This window comes from Kribbella sp., assembly GCF_035687465.1.
Lineage (GTDB): Bacteria > Actinomycetota > Actinomycetes > Propionibacteriales > Kribbellaceae > Kribbella.
Genome location: NZ_DASRXP010000119.1, coordinates 1 through 15,671 on the forward strand (window position 1 = coordinate 1; position 15,671 = coordinate 15,671).

A 15,671-nucleotide genomic window follows, 5' to 3' on the forward strand; every position below is an offset into this window, starting at 1 on the left:
ATGCCGGTGGAGAGGAACACTCCGGCCAGTCCCGCGAGCATCGCCGCAAGCGCCCAGGACAGGGAGAACACCCGCCCGACCGAGACCCCTTGCGCCAGCGCGACCTCCTGGTCGGAGGACGCCGCCCGCATCGCCAGCCCGGTTCGCGACCAGCGGTAGAAGGCGAAGAGCGCGGCGACCACCGCGAGCGTCGTGACCAAGGTCGCCAGGTGCCGTTGGTCGACGTTGACGCCCAGGATCTTTAGTTGCTTCAGGCCCCAAGGGTCGCCCATCTGGCGGATGTCCAGGCCGATGAAGGAGTTCACCACCGTCCGGACCACGATGTCGACGCCGAGCGTGATGATCGCGATCACGAACACCGGCTTGCCGATCATCGGCCGCAACGCCACCCGCTCCACGCCCACGCCGAGCAGCCCGGTCAGCAGCAGCGCGAGCACGACCGCGAGGAAGAAGTTCATCGAGCCGACGAAGTGGCTGACCATCACGGCGCCGGCCATCATGAAGGCCGGCTGGGCGAAACTGATCACCCGCATGGACTTGTAGATGATCACGAACCCCAGCGCCAGCAGCGCGTAGATCGAGCCGTTGCCGAGGCCGCGAACCACGGTGGCGACGAATTCGTTCACCGGGCACCCCCGCCGTACATCGACTCGACCAGTTCGGCGAACGCGTCGGCGACGGCGCTGCGCTTCACCTTCTGGGTCGCGGTCAGCTCGCCGTCCTCGTGCTCCAGCAGCTTCGGCAGCAGCCGGAACGACCGCACCTGCCCGACCGACGCGAACCGCTCGTTCACCTCGTCGACGATCCCCTGCACGAGCGCCAGCACCTCGGGCTTCGAGGACAGATCCCGGTACGTCGAGTACGGCAACCGGCGAAGCTGGGCCCAATGGCCGACGGTGTCCGGCTCGATCCCGATCAACGCACCCAGGAACTTCCGCCGATCGCCGATCACCACGGCTTCCTTGATGTACGGCGAAGCCTTCAACGCGTTCTCGAGTTCCGAGGGAGCGATGTTCTTGCCGCCCGCGGTGATGATGATGTCCTTCATCCGGTCGGTGATCCGCAGATGCGTGCCGTCCACCCACTCCCCCACGTCGCCGGTGTGCAGCCAGCCGTCCGGCTCGATCATCCGCGCGGTCGCCTCGGGGTCGCGCCAGTACCCGGCGAAGGTGCCAGGGTGCCGGGTCAGGATCTCGCCGCTGGTCTCGTCGATCCGCAGTTCGACGCCTTCGTGTGCTTCGCCGACCGTGCCCACCTTGACGCGGCCCGGTCGGTTCGCGGTCGCCACCGCCGAGTTCTCGGTCATCCCGTAGACCTCGTGCATCGGGAGCCCCAGCCCCATGAAGAAGCGCAGTACCTCCGGGGCGATCGGCGCGGCACCAGACGCGGCGTACCGGACCTTGCGGAGGCCGACGCGGTCCAGCAGGGCTCGGTAGCAGAACACGTACCCGAGCCCGTAGATCAGCCGGGATCGCGGCGTGTGGCGCCCTCCGTTGGCGGCAAGGATGTTGCCGATGGCATCGGCCCGGCGGAGCCAGAAACCGCCGACGAACCGCTTCACCGGATCCGCGGACTCGACCCGGATCTGTACGCCGGCCGCGATCTTCTCCCAGATCCTCGGCACCCCGAAAAGAATGGTCGGCTGCACCTCATGCAGATTGGCGGCAACCGTCTCGATCGACTCGGCGAAGTGCACGCAAACCCCTGCACCGGCGCCGAACCAGCAGCTGAAGACCCGCTCGGCGACGTGGCACAACGGCAGGTAGGACAGCACGCTGTCCTTCGTCGACGGGGGTGGCGAGGTGAACCCACCGCGTAGGACCAGCTCGTCGATCGCGTAGTCGACGTTGGCCACCGACAGCATCACGCCCTTGGGTGGTCCGGTGGTCCCCGAGGTGTAGATCAGGGACACCACGTCCTCCGGCCTGACCTCGGCCATCCGCTCCTCGACGGCACCTGGGTTGTTCGTGCGGTGTTCGTCGCCGAGGGCAAGGAAATCCGACCACGCCAGCAACCGCGGATCGTCGTACCGGTAGCGGATGCCGCGTGGTTCGAGATAGACGATGTGTTCCAGGTCGGGCACGGAGTCGCCGAGCGCCAGCGCCTTGTCGACCTGCTCCTGGTCCTCGGCGATCAGCACCCTGGTACCGGAGTGGCGCAGCAGGTAGCCGACCTCCGCGACTGGGTTGGTCGGGTAGAGCCCGACTGTGACGGCGCGCACCGCGACTGTCCCGACGTCGGTGTAGAGCCATTCGCGGCGGTTCTCCGAGTGGATCGCGACCCGGTCGCCGGGCTCGATGCCGAGGGCAAGCAACGCGTGACCGACCAGCTCGGCGGTGTGCCAGTACTCCGCCCAGCCGACCTCCTGCCAGAGGCCGAGATCCTTTTCCCGTAAGGCGATCACGTCCCCCATGGTGGTGGCGCGATCCCGCACCCTGGCCGCGATCGTCATCACCTGCACCGGCGCCGTCACGGTACTCATTTCTGTTCCACCACCCGGTGCTCCTCGCCCAGGTAGGCGCGGACCACGTCGGGATCGGTGGCCACCTCCCGCGGCGAGCCGGTGCGGATCGGCCGGCCGAAGTCGACCACCATGATCCGGTCGGCCAGGTCCATCACCAGGCCCATGTCGTGCTCGACCATCACCATCGGCAGGCCCAATTCGTCTCGGATGTCGAGGATGAACCGGGCCATGTCCTCGGTCTCCTCCAGGTTCATCCCGGCGACCGGTTCGTCGAGCAGCAGCAACTTCGGTTCCGAGGCGAGTGCCCGGCCGAGTTCGACCCGTTTCTGCACGCCGTACGGGAGGAGTCCGACCGGCATCCGGCGCCACTGCGCGAGTTCGAGGAAGTCGACGATCTCCTCGACGGCCCTGCGGTTGGCCCGTTCGTTGCGGCGGGCCTTCCCGAGCCAGCCCAGCGCCGCGATCACGCCGTACGGGTGGTGGTGATGGCGTCCGAGCATCAGGTTGTCCAGCACGGTCAGGTTCGAGAACAGCTCGATGTTCTGGAAGGTCCGGGCGACGCCAAGCTGAGCGATCGCGTGCGGCCGGCGCCCGATCAGGTCCTCCGTGCCGAACCGGACCGAGCCGCGCTGGGGGTGGTACACCCCGGAGATCACGTTGAAGATCGAGGTCTTGCCGGCGCCGTTCGGGCCGATCACCGCGAACAGTTCGCCGGGATCGACACGGAAGCTCACCCCGTTCAGCGCGGTGACGCCGGAGAACTCGAGCAGCACGTCGTCGAAGGTGAGTACGGGGGGCTGCGCCGTTCTGGTGGCCTCCGGCCGGGCCTCGGTGGCGGTCATGACAGCCACCTCTTCCGACGCCGGTAGTGCTTCACGTCGCGGAACGACCTCGAGGACCCCTCCGCGCCGAGGCCGAGGTAGAACTCCCGCACATCGCCGTCGGCCAGCAACTCGGCGGCGGGTTTGTCCATCACCATCGCGCCGTTCTCCAGCACGTACCCGTGTTCGGCGATCGCCAGCGCCATCGCCGCGTTCTGCTCGACCAGCAGCACGGTGGTGCCCTGCGCGTTGATCTCGACGATGACGTCGCGGATCTGCCGGACGATCATCGGCGCCAGCCCGAGACTCGGCTCGTCCATCAGCAGGTACTTCGGATCCGACATCAGCGCCCGCCCGATCGCCAGCATCTGCTGCTCTCCACCGGACAGATAGCCCGCGATCTTGCGCCGCCGGTCGGCCAGGACCGGGAAGAGCGCGTAGGTCCGGTCCAGGTTGGCCTTCAGCGACCGGGGCTTCACGTGACCGCCGATCCTCAGGTTCTCCTCGACCGTCAGCTCGACGAAGATCCGCCGGCCCTCCATCACCTGTTTGATGCCCAGGGCAGCGATCTTGCTGGCGCCGAGATTGTGGATCGGTTCGCCGTCGAGCGTGATCGATCCCCGGCTGACAACGCCGTCATGGACGCCCAGCAGCCCCGAGACGGCGCGCAGCAGCGTGGACTTGCCCGCCCCGTTCGCCCCCAGCAGGGCAACGATCCTGCCCTGCGGCACCTCGAGGCTGACGCCGCGCAGCACCAGCATCACATCGTCGTAGACGACCTCGAGATTCGTCGCAGCCAGCACGTCCGGCCTCCTGGATCCCCGAAGGTTCCCACCGTCCTGGCGAGTGAGTGTGACAGCACAAATGTCATCTACGGAAGACCAAGAGCCCGGAAATCGGACGCCATGCCCCAAACGTGATCGAGCTTTTTCGGGGACGTCAGGAGCAAACCAGGACAACGCCGTAGTACCGGACGTCGCAGTACGGGGTCAGAGCGAGCGGACCCAGTTCGCCAGGAGTTCGGCGCCGGCGTCGCCGGACTTTTCGGGGTGGAACTGGGTCGCGGACAGCGGCCCGTTCTCGACTGCCGCGACGAAACGGTCACCGCCGTACTCCGTCCAGGTGACTGCGGGTGTCACGGAGGCGCGGGTCTCGATGAGCTCCCACTGGCGCACGCCGTACGAGTGCACGAAGTAGAACCGTTCCTTCTCGATGCCGTCGAACAACGCGCTGCCCGACGGCACGTCGACCGTGTTCCAGCCCATGTGCGGAACCGGCTCGCCATGTTCCGGCCGCAGCCGCTCGACCACCCCGGGCCACTGCTCGCAGCCCTCGGTCTCCACGCCGTGCTCGATCCCCTTGGCGAACAGGATCTGCATGCCCACGCAAATCCCGAGCACCGGCAGGCCACGCGCCAGGCGCCGGTCCACCACGACGTCACCACGGACCGCCCGCAGACCCGTCATACAGGCCTCGAAGGCGCCGACCCCTGGCACGAGCAGCCCGTCCGCGTTCAGAGCGGCGTCGAAGTCCGAGGTGACGGTGACATCGGCGCCTACTCGCTGAAGGGCGCGCTCCCCCGACCGGATGTTGCCCGAGCCGTAGTCCAGCAGGACGACGTTCTTGCTCACAGGGCACCCTTGGTCACAGCGCACCCTTGGTGGATGGGATCCCCGGCTGCCGCGGATCCAGCTCAGCCGCGGCCCGCAGCGCCCGGGCGAAGGCCTTGAACTGGGCCTCCACGATGTGGTGCGGGTCCCGGCCCGACAGCACCCGGATGTGGATGCAGATCGCGGCGTTGAACGCGAGCGTCTCGAAGACGTGCTGGGTCAGCGAGCCGGCGTAGTCCCCACCGATGATCGCGTAGACCTGACCGTCGGGCTCACCCGTGTGCACGCAGTACGGGCGGCCGGACAGGTCGACCGTGCAGTGCACCAGCGCCTCGTCCAGCGGCACGGTCGCGTCGCCGAAGCGGCGGATCCCGCGCTTGTCACCGAGGGCCTGCTTGAGCGCCTGGCCGAGACCGATCGCGGTGTCCTCGACGGTGTGGTGCGCGTCGATCTCCAGGTCGCCGACGGTGTTCACGGTCAGGTCGAGCAGCGCGTGCTTGGCCAGCGCGTTCAGCATGTGGTCGTAGAAGCCGACGCCGGTCGAGATCTCGGCCCGGCCGGTGCCGTCCAGGTCGAGCTCGACGAGCACCTTCGACTCACTCGTCTCCCGATCGATCCGGGCTGTCCGCGTCATGATTGCCTTCCTACGTCTGTCTTGAGCACCTTCTCCAGGGAAGCACGGAACGCCGCCATCTCGGTGCTGGTGCCGATCGACACCCGGAGCCAGCCGTCCGGACCGGTCTCGCGGATCAGTACGCCGTCGTCCAGCAGCGACTGCCAGACCGCGTGCCGGTCGGCGAATGTACCGAACAGGACGAAGTTCGCGTCCGAGTCGACGGCCCGCAATCCCTGTGACCGCAGCCAATCCACCGTCTCGTCGCGCTCCACCCGGAGCTGCTCGACCCGGCCGAGCAGCTCGTCGGAGTGCCGCAACGCCGCCCGCGCGACCGCCTGGGTCACGGCGGACAGGTGGTACGGCAGCCGGACGATGCGCAGGGCGTCGACCAGTTGCTTGCTGGCGGCAAGATAACCGACCCGCCCACCGGCCAGCGCGAACGCCTTCGACATCGTCCGCGCGACTGCCATGTTCGGGTACGACGGCAACAACGTCACCGCACTCGGCGTCCCGGACCGACGGAACTCCGCGTACGCCTCGTCCACCACCAGCACCGCCCCGATCGCGGCCGTCCGCCCGGCGATCGCGTCGACGAGCTGGATCGGCAGCGCAGTACCGGTCGGGTTGTTGGGCGAAGCCAGCAGTACTACGGATGGCCGGTGCCGGGAGATCGCCGCGAGGGCCTTGCTCTCGTCGAGAGTGAAGTCATGGGAACGACGGCCTTGGACCCAGCCCGTGTTCGTGTCCCGCGCGTACTCCGGATACATGGAGTAGGTGGGCGCGAACGACAGCGCAGTACGGCCTGGTCCTCCGAAGGCCTGCAGGAGGTGCAGCATCACCTCGTTGGAGCCGTTGGCTGCCCAGACCTGCTCGGCCGTCAACTGCGCGTTCGACTCCCGGGCCAGGTAGGCCGCGAGGTCAGCGCGCAGGTCGAGGAACTCCCTGTCGGGGTACCGGTTCAGGCCTCGCGCGGCCTCAGTGACCGAGGCGGCGATGTCCGCGACGGTCGCCTCGCTCGGGGGGTACGGGTTCTCGTTGACGTTGAGCAGGATGGGCACGTCCAGCTGCGGCGCGCCGTACGGCTCGAAGCTCTTCAGCTCCTCGCGAATCGGCAAGCCGTCGAAGCGGCCCATCAGCCCTCATCCTTGAATCGCACGGAGACCGCCGCACCGTGGGCCGGCAGATCCTCGGCGTGCGCCAGCGCGACCACGTGACCGGCGACCTCCTGGAGGGCTTCGCGGGAGTAGTTCACGACGTGCACGGCCTTGAGGAAGCTCCGCACGGACAGGCCGGACGAGTGACACGCGCAACCGGCCGTCGGCAGGACGTGGTTCGATCCTGCGCAGTAGTCGCCGAGAGACACGGGCGACCAGCCGCCGACGAAGATCGCGCCCGCGTTGTTGATCAGCGCGGCCCGGTCCTCGGCATCGACGGTCTGGATCTCCAGGTGCTCGGCGGCGTACGCATCCACCACCGCCGTGCCCTGGTCCAGATCATCAACCAGTACTACGGCCGACTGCTGGCCGCTGAGCGCTTCAGTCACTCGCTCGGCGTGCTTCGTTTTCGCAACCTGCTTCGGCAGTTCCGCCTCCACAGCGGCCGCGAGGGTCTCGCTGGGAGTGACGAGCACGCTCGCGGCCATCGGGTCGTGCTCAGCCTGGCTGATCAGATCGGCCGCGACGTGCTCGGCATCCGCGCTGTCATCAGCCAGTACTGCGATCTCGGTCGGCCCGGCTTCCGAGTCGATCCCGACCTCGCTCTGCAGCAACCGCTTGGCCGCGACCACGTAGATGTTGCCCGGACCGGTGATCAGGTTGACCTTGCGGCACCCCTCGAACCCGTACGCGAACCCGGCGATCGCCTGCGCGCCGCCCATCGCGTACACCTCGTCGATGCCGAGCATCGCGCACACCGCGAGAATCGTCGGGTGCGGCAGTCCGTTGAAGTTCTTTTGGGGAGGCGACGCCAGCGCGAGCGACGGGACGCCGGCGACCTGGGCCGGCACGACGTTCATCACCACGCTGGACGCCAAGGGCGCGCGTCCACCCGGTACGTAGAGTCCGACGCGCTGCACGGGGACTAGCCGCTGGGTGACCCGGCCGCCCGGAGCCGGCTGTGACTCGACGTCGGCGCCGCGCTCGTCCTCGCTGACTACGCGGACCCGGCGGATCGACTCCTCCAGGGCGGTGCGCACCTCGGGATCGAGCTCCTCCAGCGCCGTTTTGAGCGCCTCGGCGGGGACCCGTGGGTCCTCCACCCGGACGTGGTCGAACTTCTCGCCGTACTCCCTGATCGCCTCGAGACCGCGATGACGGACGTCCAGACAGATCGGTCGGACGACGTCGAGAGCGTTCTCGACGTCGAAGGTGGCTCGGGGGACCAGGGCGTGGAGGTCGAGCACCTCTCCGGCTGCCACTCGGCCCCGCAGGTCGACGCGGCGAATCATGCCCCTCAGTCTAGTGGTCCCCCCTCCCCGCCCCCGCCGGTGTCTACCGCCCGGACGCTGGTACTACGAACCACCCACACCCGTGGTCCGCAGTACCGGCGGTCGAGGGGGCATTCACAGGTTCGTGGTGCCGCTGTTGGCGGGGGCAACCACTAGGCTCGACGCATGGACTCCCGCCTGCCTCTCCTCACCGTGGACACGGTGATCTTCCCCGGGCTGGTGCTCCCCATCCCCGTCACCGACGTCCAGGGCCGCTCGGTGGTCCGGGACCTGGTCGAGAACGGCGGGGAGATGGTCTGCGGCGCGGTCGCGGTCCGCGACGGGTATGAGCTCGGCGACCGGGTGTTCCGCTCGCTCTACGGCACAGGCTGCGCCGCCACCATCTCCGAGATCAGCCTCGACCCCAGCGACGACGGGCCGGTCGAGATCACCCTGACCGGTAACCGCCGGTTCAAGGTCGCCGAACTGGACAGCGGCGGCGACTACCTGGTCGCCGACGTCGAATGGCTGCCCGAGGAGATGGGCGACGACCCCCTCGGTACTGCGACCGTGGCGATCCAGCGCTTTCGCCGCTACGCCGCGGCGGTGACGGAGATCAGCCAGCCCGGTCTCCACATCGGCGCCCTGCCGGACGACCCGGGCACGCTGTCGTACCTGATGTCGGCCGCGATGACCCTGATCACCCCGGACCGCCAGAAACTCCTGGAAGCCCCCGACACCACCACCCGGCTGGCCCAGCTGGTCGGCCTCCTCGACACCGAGATCGCCGCCATCACCGCCCTCCCGTCCCTCCCCGACACCACCCTCTCCTGGTCGGAAATGCCCCCCAACTAACCGTCCTCCAGCGTTGCGTCCGAAGGTACGCGGGGCCTGCCCCACGCCGCTTCGGACGCAACGAGGATGTCAGGCGGTGCCGGCGCCGACGAGCATCTCGCAGGGGCCGACGAAGCCCTCGGGTCCCTCGAACTGCTTCAGGGCCTCGATGATCTCCAGCCAGGTGTCTTCCCGTTCGGCCGGCGTGAGGGTGCGCATCATCTGATGCAGCGCCCCGAACGACTCCTTCTGGAAGGTCACGCAGTCCGCAGCCGAGGGCAGCCTGACGGGCGACGGCACTGTGCGCACCTCGACGTCCACGAAGCCCGCCGTCTCCAGTGCAGCCGCCAGGACACCGTCCCCACCGAGCGAGAACGGTCCGGGCTGACCCGGCATCGGCGGCGGCAGCTCGGCCCGCGCCCTGATGATGCCGACCGGGACCGAGAAGAAGGCATTGGCTGCCGGGGTCGAGTAAACGACCGCCGCGACCCGTCCACCGGCCCGCAACGCCTGCCGCATTCCGCGCAGCGCGCGCTGCTGGTCCGGGAAGTAGATGAGCCCCACGCGACTGACCACAGCGTCGAACGAGCCCGCAGGCAGCGTGTCGACGGCCTCCCCGTCGAGCTCCTGCGTGGCGAGCTGGTCGAGTCCCTCGGCAGCGGCATCCCGGGCCGCGCGGTCGAGCAACTCCGGCGCGATGTCGGTGGCAAGAACCTGCCCCTCTGGGCCGACCTGCCGGGCGATGCGCAGCGACTGCTCCCCAGCGCCGGCCGCGACATCGAGGACCCGATCGCCGGAGCCGATGCCGGCCAGGTCGATCATCGTGCCGGTCGCCTCCCCCAGCCAGCTGCCGATGAACGAGCCCCACCGATGCCAGGCCTCGGCGGCGTCCTGCCACTGCTGCCGGGTGGTGGTCTTGAACGCCACGGGGTCGAAGGTTGCGGTGTCGGTCATTTCTGTTCCTCCCCTGGTGCAGGCGCCCTCCCGGCACCTGCTCTGATCGACCCAGCGTGGATTCCGACGAACCGGGGTCGATAGTCCTCGATCTGTACTAGCCACCGCCTCGGGCGGTAACTAGCTTGAACTCGTGATCGATTACGGCCAGTTCTGCACGGTTGCCCGCGGCGCGGAGGTTCTCTGCGACCGCTGGACGCCCCTGATCGTCCGGGAGTTGCTGTGTGGGAGTACCCACTTCAACGAGCTCCGGCGGGGTCTGCCACGAATGTCGCCGACGCTGCTGGCCAAGCGGCTGCGCACTCTCGAGGACTTCGGGGTGGTACGCCGGACGGAAACGGGCCGCTCGACCTCGTACGAGCTCACCGCGGCCGGCGAGGAACTGCGGCCCATCGTGATGGCGCTCGGCCACTGGGGTGCTCGCTGGATCGGCAGCCGCCTCGATTCCCTGCAGCCCGACGCGGGCTTCCTGATGTGGGACATCCGCAGGTTCGCTCGCGTTCCGCTGTTCCCCGCCGGCCGCCGGATCGTGGTCCACTTCGAGTTCGGCGACGCCCGGACCCGCGAGCGGCAGTGGTGGCTCGTGGTCGAGGACGAGGTCGCGGACCTCTGCCGGGACGATCCCGGCCACGAACTGACCGTGCAGGTGCGGTCGACGGTCCGTGCGCTGACCGAGATCTGGACCGGTGACCGGACACCGGACGAGGCACTGCGCAGCCGCGAGATCCAGGTCTTCGGCGCACGCCGCGACACCGAGGCGCTGTGGCAGTGGCTGGGCACCAGCGCCTTCGCCCCTTCCCGCTCGGCGGCACTCGCAGGTTGGGCGGCGCCACCGGTAGAGAAGTGAATCCCAGGGCGGTATGGTTCTGGTATGAGTAAGCAGATCACTGTGCGGTTGCCCGATGAGCTGGTCGAGTTCATGGACCGGCTCGTCGACGACCACAAAGCCTCCAGCCGGGCGTCCGTCGTCGCCAGGGCGATGGAGCGCGAGCGCCGCCGGGAGCTCGCCGCCCGCGATCTGCGGATCCTCGCGGAACACGGCGACTACCCGGACCTCGAAGGACTCGCCCCCACAGCCGGCGGAACCGTCCTCTCCGACCTTGACTGATGCGCCCGATCCACATCGCCCGGCTGGACAAGCCGCGCCCGGTGGTCGTCCTCACGCGTGAACTGATCCGCCCGAGGCTGACCAACGTCACCGTCGCCCCGATCACCAGCACCATCCGCGGCCTCTCCACCGAAGTCCTGGTCGGCCCAGAGAACGGCCTCGACCACCCCAGCGCCATCAGCTGCGACAACGTCCAAACGATCCCGAAGGTGCAACTAGGCCGCCTGATCGGCTACCTCCTCCCCGACCAGGAACCCCACCTAACCGAAGCCCTAACCCTCGCCTACGACCTAGAACTCACCTAACCCCCGGCGAGCCCACCACATTTTCCTCGTACGCCGCCCCGCAAACACCACGTGGTTGCCCCCAGCAACGATCTGGTCAGCCAGTTTGCTGCGATGCGGTTGCGCCGGTCCATTTGGGGCTGTGGTCGCGCCGGTGCATTGGTGATGTGGTTGCGCCGGTGCGTTGGTGTTGTGGTTGCGTCCGGTGCATTGGCAGTGTGGTTGCGCGGTCTCCGCTGCGTGATGGTGCTAGCCGAGGTGCTGGGTATCAAGGGCGCTTCGCGGCCCTTCGGGCTCGAACAAGTTCGACCCTTGACACCCACCACCTCGGCCAGGGAAGGACGCAGCTACGCGGATCCGCGCTGACGTGTGAGCCGCATCCAGGCGATTCCGTCCGCCCGGGTGGCTCGTGCGGGATGTTCGGCTTCCGTCCGCCCGGGTGGTGCCGCGTTTGCGGCGCGTCCCCCATCCGGATCTACAGAACCCGCCGAAACCATCCGGTAAACGGTTTCCCGGTTGGTTTCGGTCGGTTCTGTAGGTCTGGGTGGTGGGCCGTGCTGGAGATCGTGGCGCGGTTCGGTCGGCTGCCGGCTTGTGGGACCGATACCGGTCTACTGGACGGCATCGGTCGAACAACCCGCTATCGGCGGTAGGCGCGTCCGGGTGGATGCCGGGTCGTTGGACCGATGCCGGTCTGTAGGGCGGTATCGGCCGGACAGGCGGGCATCGGCCGGGCGGTTCACCGGCTGGTCCACCTGGTGGTGTGCGCGTTCCGCTAGGTGGTTCAGCAGTGGGTGCCCGGACGCCCAGCACTCAGTAACCTCCACGCCGGGCACCGGAACCTCCCGGCCAGCACCGGCACAGGCGTGTTACCGCTCCGGCGGGGTCCGTCGGCGGGAGGTTACTGAGTGGTGGCGGTCCGGGCCCTTCGTCCTGGGGACTGAACTGCGCCGTTTTCGACCCGGGGCGGCTCTGCGCGAAAGCCATCTGTCTGCTCGCGAAATGACCGGCGGCACCCCTCGGCGAAATCCCTGAACTTGTGGCCGTACTTCTCAGCGGCTCCGGGCGTAGCTGCGTCCTTCCCTGGTCGCGGTGAGGTGTGTCAAGGGTCGAACTCGTTCGATCGCCGAAGGCGACGCCAAAGGCGCCCTTGATACACCTCACCGCGACTAGCACAATCACGCAGCCCGGCGACGCGAACCACATCCACCTACCGACCGACGAACCACCCGCGCCTGCGACCCGCAGTACGGGCGGGAGTGATTAGCCGAGCTTGGTTACGTCTCGTACTGCGCCGCGGTCGGCGCTGGTTGCCATGGCGGCGTAGGCGCGGAGGGCTTGGGAGACTTTGCGTTCGCGGGCTCGGGGCGCGTACACCCCACCAAGAGCCTCGCGGCGGGCTGCTAGGTCCTCTTCCGAGACCAGCAGGTTGATCGAGCGGTTGGGGATGTCGATGCGGATCTGGTCGCCGTCCTGGACGAGGGCGATGGTTCCGCCGGATGCTGCTTCTGGAGAAGCGTGGCCGATCGAGAGGCCCGACGTACCGCCGGAGAAGCGGCCGTCGGTGACCAGGGCGCAGACCTTGCCGAGACCGCGGCCCTTCAGGAACGAGGTCGGGTAGAGCATCTCCTGCATCCCAGGACCACCCTTGGGACCCTCGTAGCGGATCACGACGACATCCCCCGGCTTCACGGCCTTGGCGAGGATCTTCTCGACCGCCTCTTCTTGCGACTCGCAGACGACGGCCGGTCCCTGGAAGGTCCAGATGGACTCGTCCACGCCTGCGGTCTTGACGACACAGCCGTCCTCGGCCAGGTTGCCCTTGAGGACCCCGAGGCCGCCGTCGGCGGAGTACGCGTGCTTGCGGTCGCGGATGCAGCCGCCCGCGGCGTCGGTGTCGAGGGTGTCCCAGCGCTCCGACTGTGAGAATGCGGTCGCCGAGCGCTTGCAGCCGGGTGCCGCGTGCCAGAGTTCGACGGCTTCGGCGGACGGCGATCCGCCGCGGAGATCCCAGTTCTTCAGCCACTCATCGATCGAGGCGCTGTGCACGGTGTGGATGTCCTCGTTGAGCAACCCGGCCCGGTACAGCTCACCGAGGATCGCGGGGATGCCGCCGGCCCGGTGCACGTCCTCCATGTAGTACGTGCCGCCCGGAGCCACGTTCGGCGCCACCTTCGCCAGGCACGGGACCCGGCGCGAGACGGCGTTGATGTCGTCCAGCCCGAAGTCGACCTCCGCCTCCTGGGCCGCGGCGAGCAGGTGCAGGATCGTGTTCGTCGAGCCGCCCATCGCGATGTCGAGCGCCATCGCGTTCTCGAAGGCGGCCCGCGAGCCGATGGTCCGGGGAAGAACAGTCTCGTCGTCCTGCTCGTAGAACCGCTTGGTGATCTCGACGACGGTCCGGCCGGCGTTCTCGTACAGCGCCTTGCGGGCAGTGTGGGTGGCGAGCAGTGAGCCGTTGCCGGGCAACGAGAGCCCGATCGCCTCGGTCAGGCAGTTCATCGAGTTCGCGGTGAACATGCCGGAGCAGGAGCCGCAGGTCGGGCAGGCGTTCTCCTCGATCCGCAGGATGTCTTCGTCGGAGACGTTCTCGTTCACGGCCTCGGACATCGCGTCGATCAGGTCCAGTTTGCGGACAGTGCCGTCGACCAGGGTGGCCCGGCCGGCCTCCATCGGACCGCCGGAGACGAACACGGTCGGGATGTTCAGCCGCATCGCCGCCATCAGCATGCCGGGGGTGATCTTGTCGCAGTTGGAGATGCAGATCAGCGCGTCCGCGCAGTGCGCCTCGACCATGTACTCGACCGAGTCCGCGATCAGGTCCCGTGAGGGCAGGCTGTAGAGCATGCCGCCGTGGCCCATCGCGATGCCGTCGTCGACCGCGATGGTGTTGAACTCGCGGGCGATCCCGCCGGCCGCATGGATCGCCTCGGACACGATCCGGCCGACCGGCTGCAGGTGGGTGTGCCCGGGCACGAACTCGGTGAAGCTGTTCGCCACCGCGATGATCGGTTTGCCGAAGTCCTCGCGGGCTACACCGGATGCCTGCATGAGGGCGCGGGCGCCCGCCATGTTCCGGCCGTGGGTGACTGTGCGGGACCTCAGTTCAGGCACGACGATCTCTCCAAACCTCTGTGAAACGACTTCCAGCATGGTGCCACGCCCGTCCAGATGCCGGTACGCCGGTCCCGCATGGCGGAGCATGGTTCCACTGAACAGGCGAACTGTCCGACCTCGGCTCTAGCCTGGGCAGATGGAGGACTTCGAGCTGCACGGGCGACGGGTGCATCCCGCCCTGCGCCCGTATCTCGGGGACCTGATCGGGTATGCCTACCCCGGTGATCTGCCGGAGCTGCATCGCGGGCTGCCCTCGCAGTACCTGACTGTCGTGATCACCCTGGACGAGCCGCTCGGCCTCGCCTGGCCGGGTGCGCCGGTCGACAAGTTCCACACTGTCCTGAGCGGCCTGCATTCGACCGCGGTGCAGATCGGCGACTCCCCCAACAGGTCCGGCATCCAACTCGGGCTCACCCCGGCTGGTTCGCGCGCGCTGCTCGGGCTTCCTTCCGGCGAGCTCGCTTCGATCGCCCTCGACGTCGACGAACTGCTCGGCCGACCCACCCGGGAGCTCGCCGACCGGCTGCAGGCCGCGCCGGACTGGGAGCAGCGGTTCGACATCATCGAGAAGCTGCTGCTCGAGGCCTGGCGGGACGAGCCCATCCCCGAGCCACGCGCCGAGCTCGGCTGGGCGTGGCATCGGCTGTGCGAGACGGCGGGCGGCGTCGGAGTACAGGAGTTGGCGACCGAGGTCGGGTGGAGTCGGCGGCACCTGACTGAGCGGTTCCGCACGGAGTACGGGCTGGCTCCCAAGGTCGCGGCGCGGGTGCTGCGGTTCGAGCAGGCCGTGGCGCGACTCAAGCGGCGGCCCACGCCGAGGCTCGCTGACCTCGCGGCGGACCTCGGGTACGCCGATCAGGCGCACCTGACCCGCGAGTGGCACTCGCTCGCCGGGTGTTCGCCGCGGCAGTGGATCACCGAGGAGCTCCCATTCGTTCAAGACGATGCGGGGGTGGACGAGGCAGTCTGAGGTCATGGATACGCAGACAGGTACCAAGATCGGCGTCTGGCCCACCCTCATCTACACCGATGGCCAGGCCGCGCTGAAGTTTCTCACCGAAGGCCTGGGGTTCACTCTGGTCGTCCAGTACGCCGGAGTGGCCGAAGGGTCGATCGCGCACGCCCAGCTGTCCTGGCCGGCCGGTGGTGGCGTGATGATCAGCTCGATCGACCGCAACACCGAGCCGAACGAGTTCGACAAGTTCGCGGACCAGGCGCAAGCGGTCTACCTGGTGCACGACGACCCGGACGCGTTGTGGCCGAAGGTGATGGCGGCGGGGGCGTCCGTAGTACGGGAGATGCGGGACGAGGACTACGGATCGCGCGGGTTCTCCGTGGCCGATCCGGAGGGCAACGTGTGGAGTATCGGTACGTATAGCGGAGAGATCGGCGCGTCGTCCACAGGCCCCCAGCGGTGATTGGGCAAGCTCCGTAGAAT

General features: G+C 68.2%; 16 protein-coding genes. 6 read left to right on the plus strand and 10 right to left on the minus strand.

Going from position 1 to position 15,671, the window contains the following annotated elements; translation table 11 throughout:
• The 8 genes from VFG33_RS06025 to hisD form a co-directional block, all read right to left on the minus strand.
• Positions 1 to 626 (minus strand): branched-chain amino acid ABC transporter permease (locus VFG33_RS06025; RefSeq protein WP_325023262.1); only part of this gene is annotated, 626 nt, incomplete at its 3' end.
• Positions 623 to 2,482, minus strand: coding sequence for an AMP-dependent synthetase/ligase (locus VFG33_RS06030; protein ID WP_325023264.1), 1,860 nt, complete (start codon positions 2,480 to 2,482; stop codon positions 623 to 625). The genes VFG33_RS06030 and VFG33_RS06025, both read right to left, overlap by 4 nt.
• Positions 2,479 to 3,306 carry an ABC transporter ATP-binding protein gene (locus VFG33_RS06035; RefSeq protein ID WP_325023266.1) on the minus strand — a complete coding sequence of 276 codons (828 nt, stop codon included), beginning with the start codon at positions 3,304 to 3,306 and terminating at the stop codon, positions 2,479 to 2,481. The genes VFG33_RS06030 and VFG33_RS06035 overlap by 4 nt, the downstream gene beginning before the upstream one ends.
• Complete coding sequence (locus tag VFG33_RS06040) at positions 3,303 to 4,088, minus strand: ABC transporter ATP-binding protein (protein ID WP_414672927.1); 786 nt, start codon at positions 4,086 to 4,088, stop codon at positions 3,303 to 3,305. The genes VFG33_RS06035 and VFG33_RS06040 overlap by 4 nt, the downstream gene beginning before the upstream one ends.
• A 186-nt stretch (positions 4,089 to 4,274) precedes the next feature.
• A complete protein-coding gene (gene hisH / locus VFG33_RS06045; RefSeq protein ID WP_325023268.1) occupies positions 4,275 to 4,916 on the minus strand; it encodes an imidazole glycerol phosphate synthase subunit HisH in 642 nt (213 codons plus the stop codon).
• 13 nt (positions 4,917 to 4,929) lie between these two features.
• Entirely contained in the window at positions 4,930 to 5,529 is a 600-nt protein-coding gene (gene hisB / locus VFG33_RS06050) for an imidazoleglycerol-phosphate dehydratase HisB (protein WP_325023270.1), read from the minus strand.
• Positions 5,526 to 6,644: a histidinol-phosphate transaminase gene (locus VFG33_RS06055; RefSeq protein ID WP_325023272.1), complete on the minus strand. Its 1,119-nt coding sequence runs from the start codon at positions 6,642 to 6,644 to the stop codon at positions 5,526 to 5,528. The genes hisB and VFG33_RS06055 overlap by 4 nt, the downstream gene beginning before the upstream one ends.
• Positions 6,644 to 7,957, minus strand: coding sequence for a histidinol dehydrogenase (gene hisD, locus VFG33_RS06060; protein WP_325023274.1), 1,314 nt, complete (start codon positions 7,955 to 7,957; stop codon positions 6,644 to 6,646). Before hisD ends, VFG33_RS06055 begins: the two co-directional genes overlap by 1 nt.
• A 165-nt stretch (positions 7,958 to 8,122) precedes the next feature.
• On the opposite strand from hisD, the gene VFG33_RS06065 reads away from it, so the two are divergent.
• Positions 8,123 to 8,791: an LON peptidase substrate-binding domain-containing protein gene (locus tag VFG33_RS06065; protein WP_325023277.1), complete on the plus strand. Its 669-nt coding sequence runs from the start codon at positions 8,123 to 8,125 to the stop codon at positions 8,789 to 8,791.
• Positions 8,792 to 8,860: 69 nt separating this feature from the next.
• Here VFG33_RS06065 and VFG33_RS06070 read toward each other — a convergent pair whose 3' ends face one another.
• Positions 8,861 to 9,724, minus strand: a complete 864-nt coding sequence (locus tag VFG33_RS06070) for a class I SAM-dependent methyltransferase (RefSeq protein WP_325023279.1) — start codon at positions 9,722 to 9,724, stop codon at positions 8,861 to 8,863.
• A gap of 133 nt (positions 9,725 to 9,857) precedes the next feature.
• Between VFG33_RS06070 and VFG33_RS06075 the strand changes: the two genes are divergently transcribed.
• From VFG33_RS06075 to VFG33_RS06085, 3 genes are read left to right on the plus strand one after another with little or no spacing between them, the layout of a single operon-like run.
• Positions 9,858 to 10,571 carry a winged helix-turn-helix transcriptional regulator gene (locus VFG33_RS06075; protein ID WP_325023281.1) on the plus strand — a complete coding sequence of 238 codons (714 nt, stop codon included), beginning with the start codon at positions 9,858 to 9,860 and terminating at the stop codon, positions 10,569 to 10,571.
• Positions 10,572 to 10,595: 24 nt separating this feature from the next.
• Positions 10,596 to 10,832, plus strand: coding sequence for a ribbon-helix-helix domain-containing protein (locus tag VFG33_RS06080; RefSeq protein ID WP_325023283.1), 237 nt, complete (start codon positions 10,596 to 10,598; stop codon positions 10,830 to 10,832).
• Positions 10,832 to 11,137 (plus strand): type II toxin-antitoxin system PemK/MazF family toxin, encoded by a 306-nt coding sequence (locus VFG33_RS06085; RefSeq protein WP_325023285.1) that lies wholly within the window; start codon positions 10,832 to 10,834, stop codon positions 11,135 to 11,137. The genes VFG33_RS06080 and VFG33_RS06085 overlap by 1 nt, the downstream gene beginning before the upstream one ends.
• A gap of 1,242 nt (positions 11,138 to 12,379) precedes the next feature.
• On the opposite strand, the gene ilvD is transcribed toward VFG33_RS06085, so the two are convergent.
• The gene (gene ilvD / locus VFG33_RS06090; RefSeq protein ID WP_325023287.1) at positions 12,380 to 14,230 is read right to left on the minus strand and encodes a dihydroxy-acid dehydratase; all 1,851 of its coding nucleotides are present in this window, start codon (positions 14,228 to 14,230) and stop codon (positions 12,380 to 12,382) included.
• A 139-nt stretch (positions 14,231 to 14,369) separates the two neighbouring features.
• Between ilvD and VFG33_RS06095 the strand changes: the two genes are divergently transcribed.
• Both VFG33_RS06095 and VFG33_RS06100 read left to right on the plus strand, forming a co-directional pair.
• Positions 14,370 to 15,203, plus strand: coding sequence for an AraC family transcriptional regulator (locus VFG33_RS06095; protein WP_325023289.1), 834 nt, complete (start codon positions 14,370 to 14,372; stop codon positions 15,201 to 15,203).
• 4 nt (positions 15,204 to 15,207) lie between these two features.
• Positions 15,208 to 15,651 carry a VOC family protein gene (locus VFG33_RS06100; protein ID WP_325023291.1) on the plus strand — a complete coding sequence of 148 codons (444 nt, stop codon included), beginning with the start codon at positions 15,208 to 15,210 and terminating at the stop codon, positions 15,649 to 15,651.
• Positions 15,652 to 15,671: the final 20 nt, after the last annotated feature.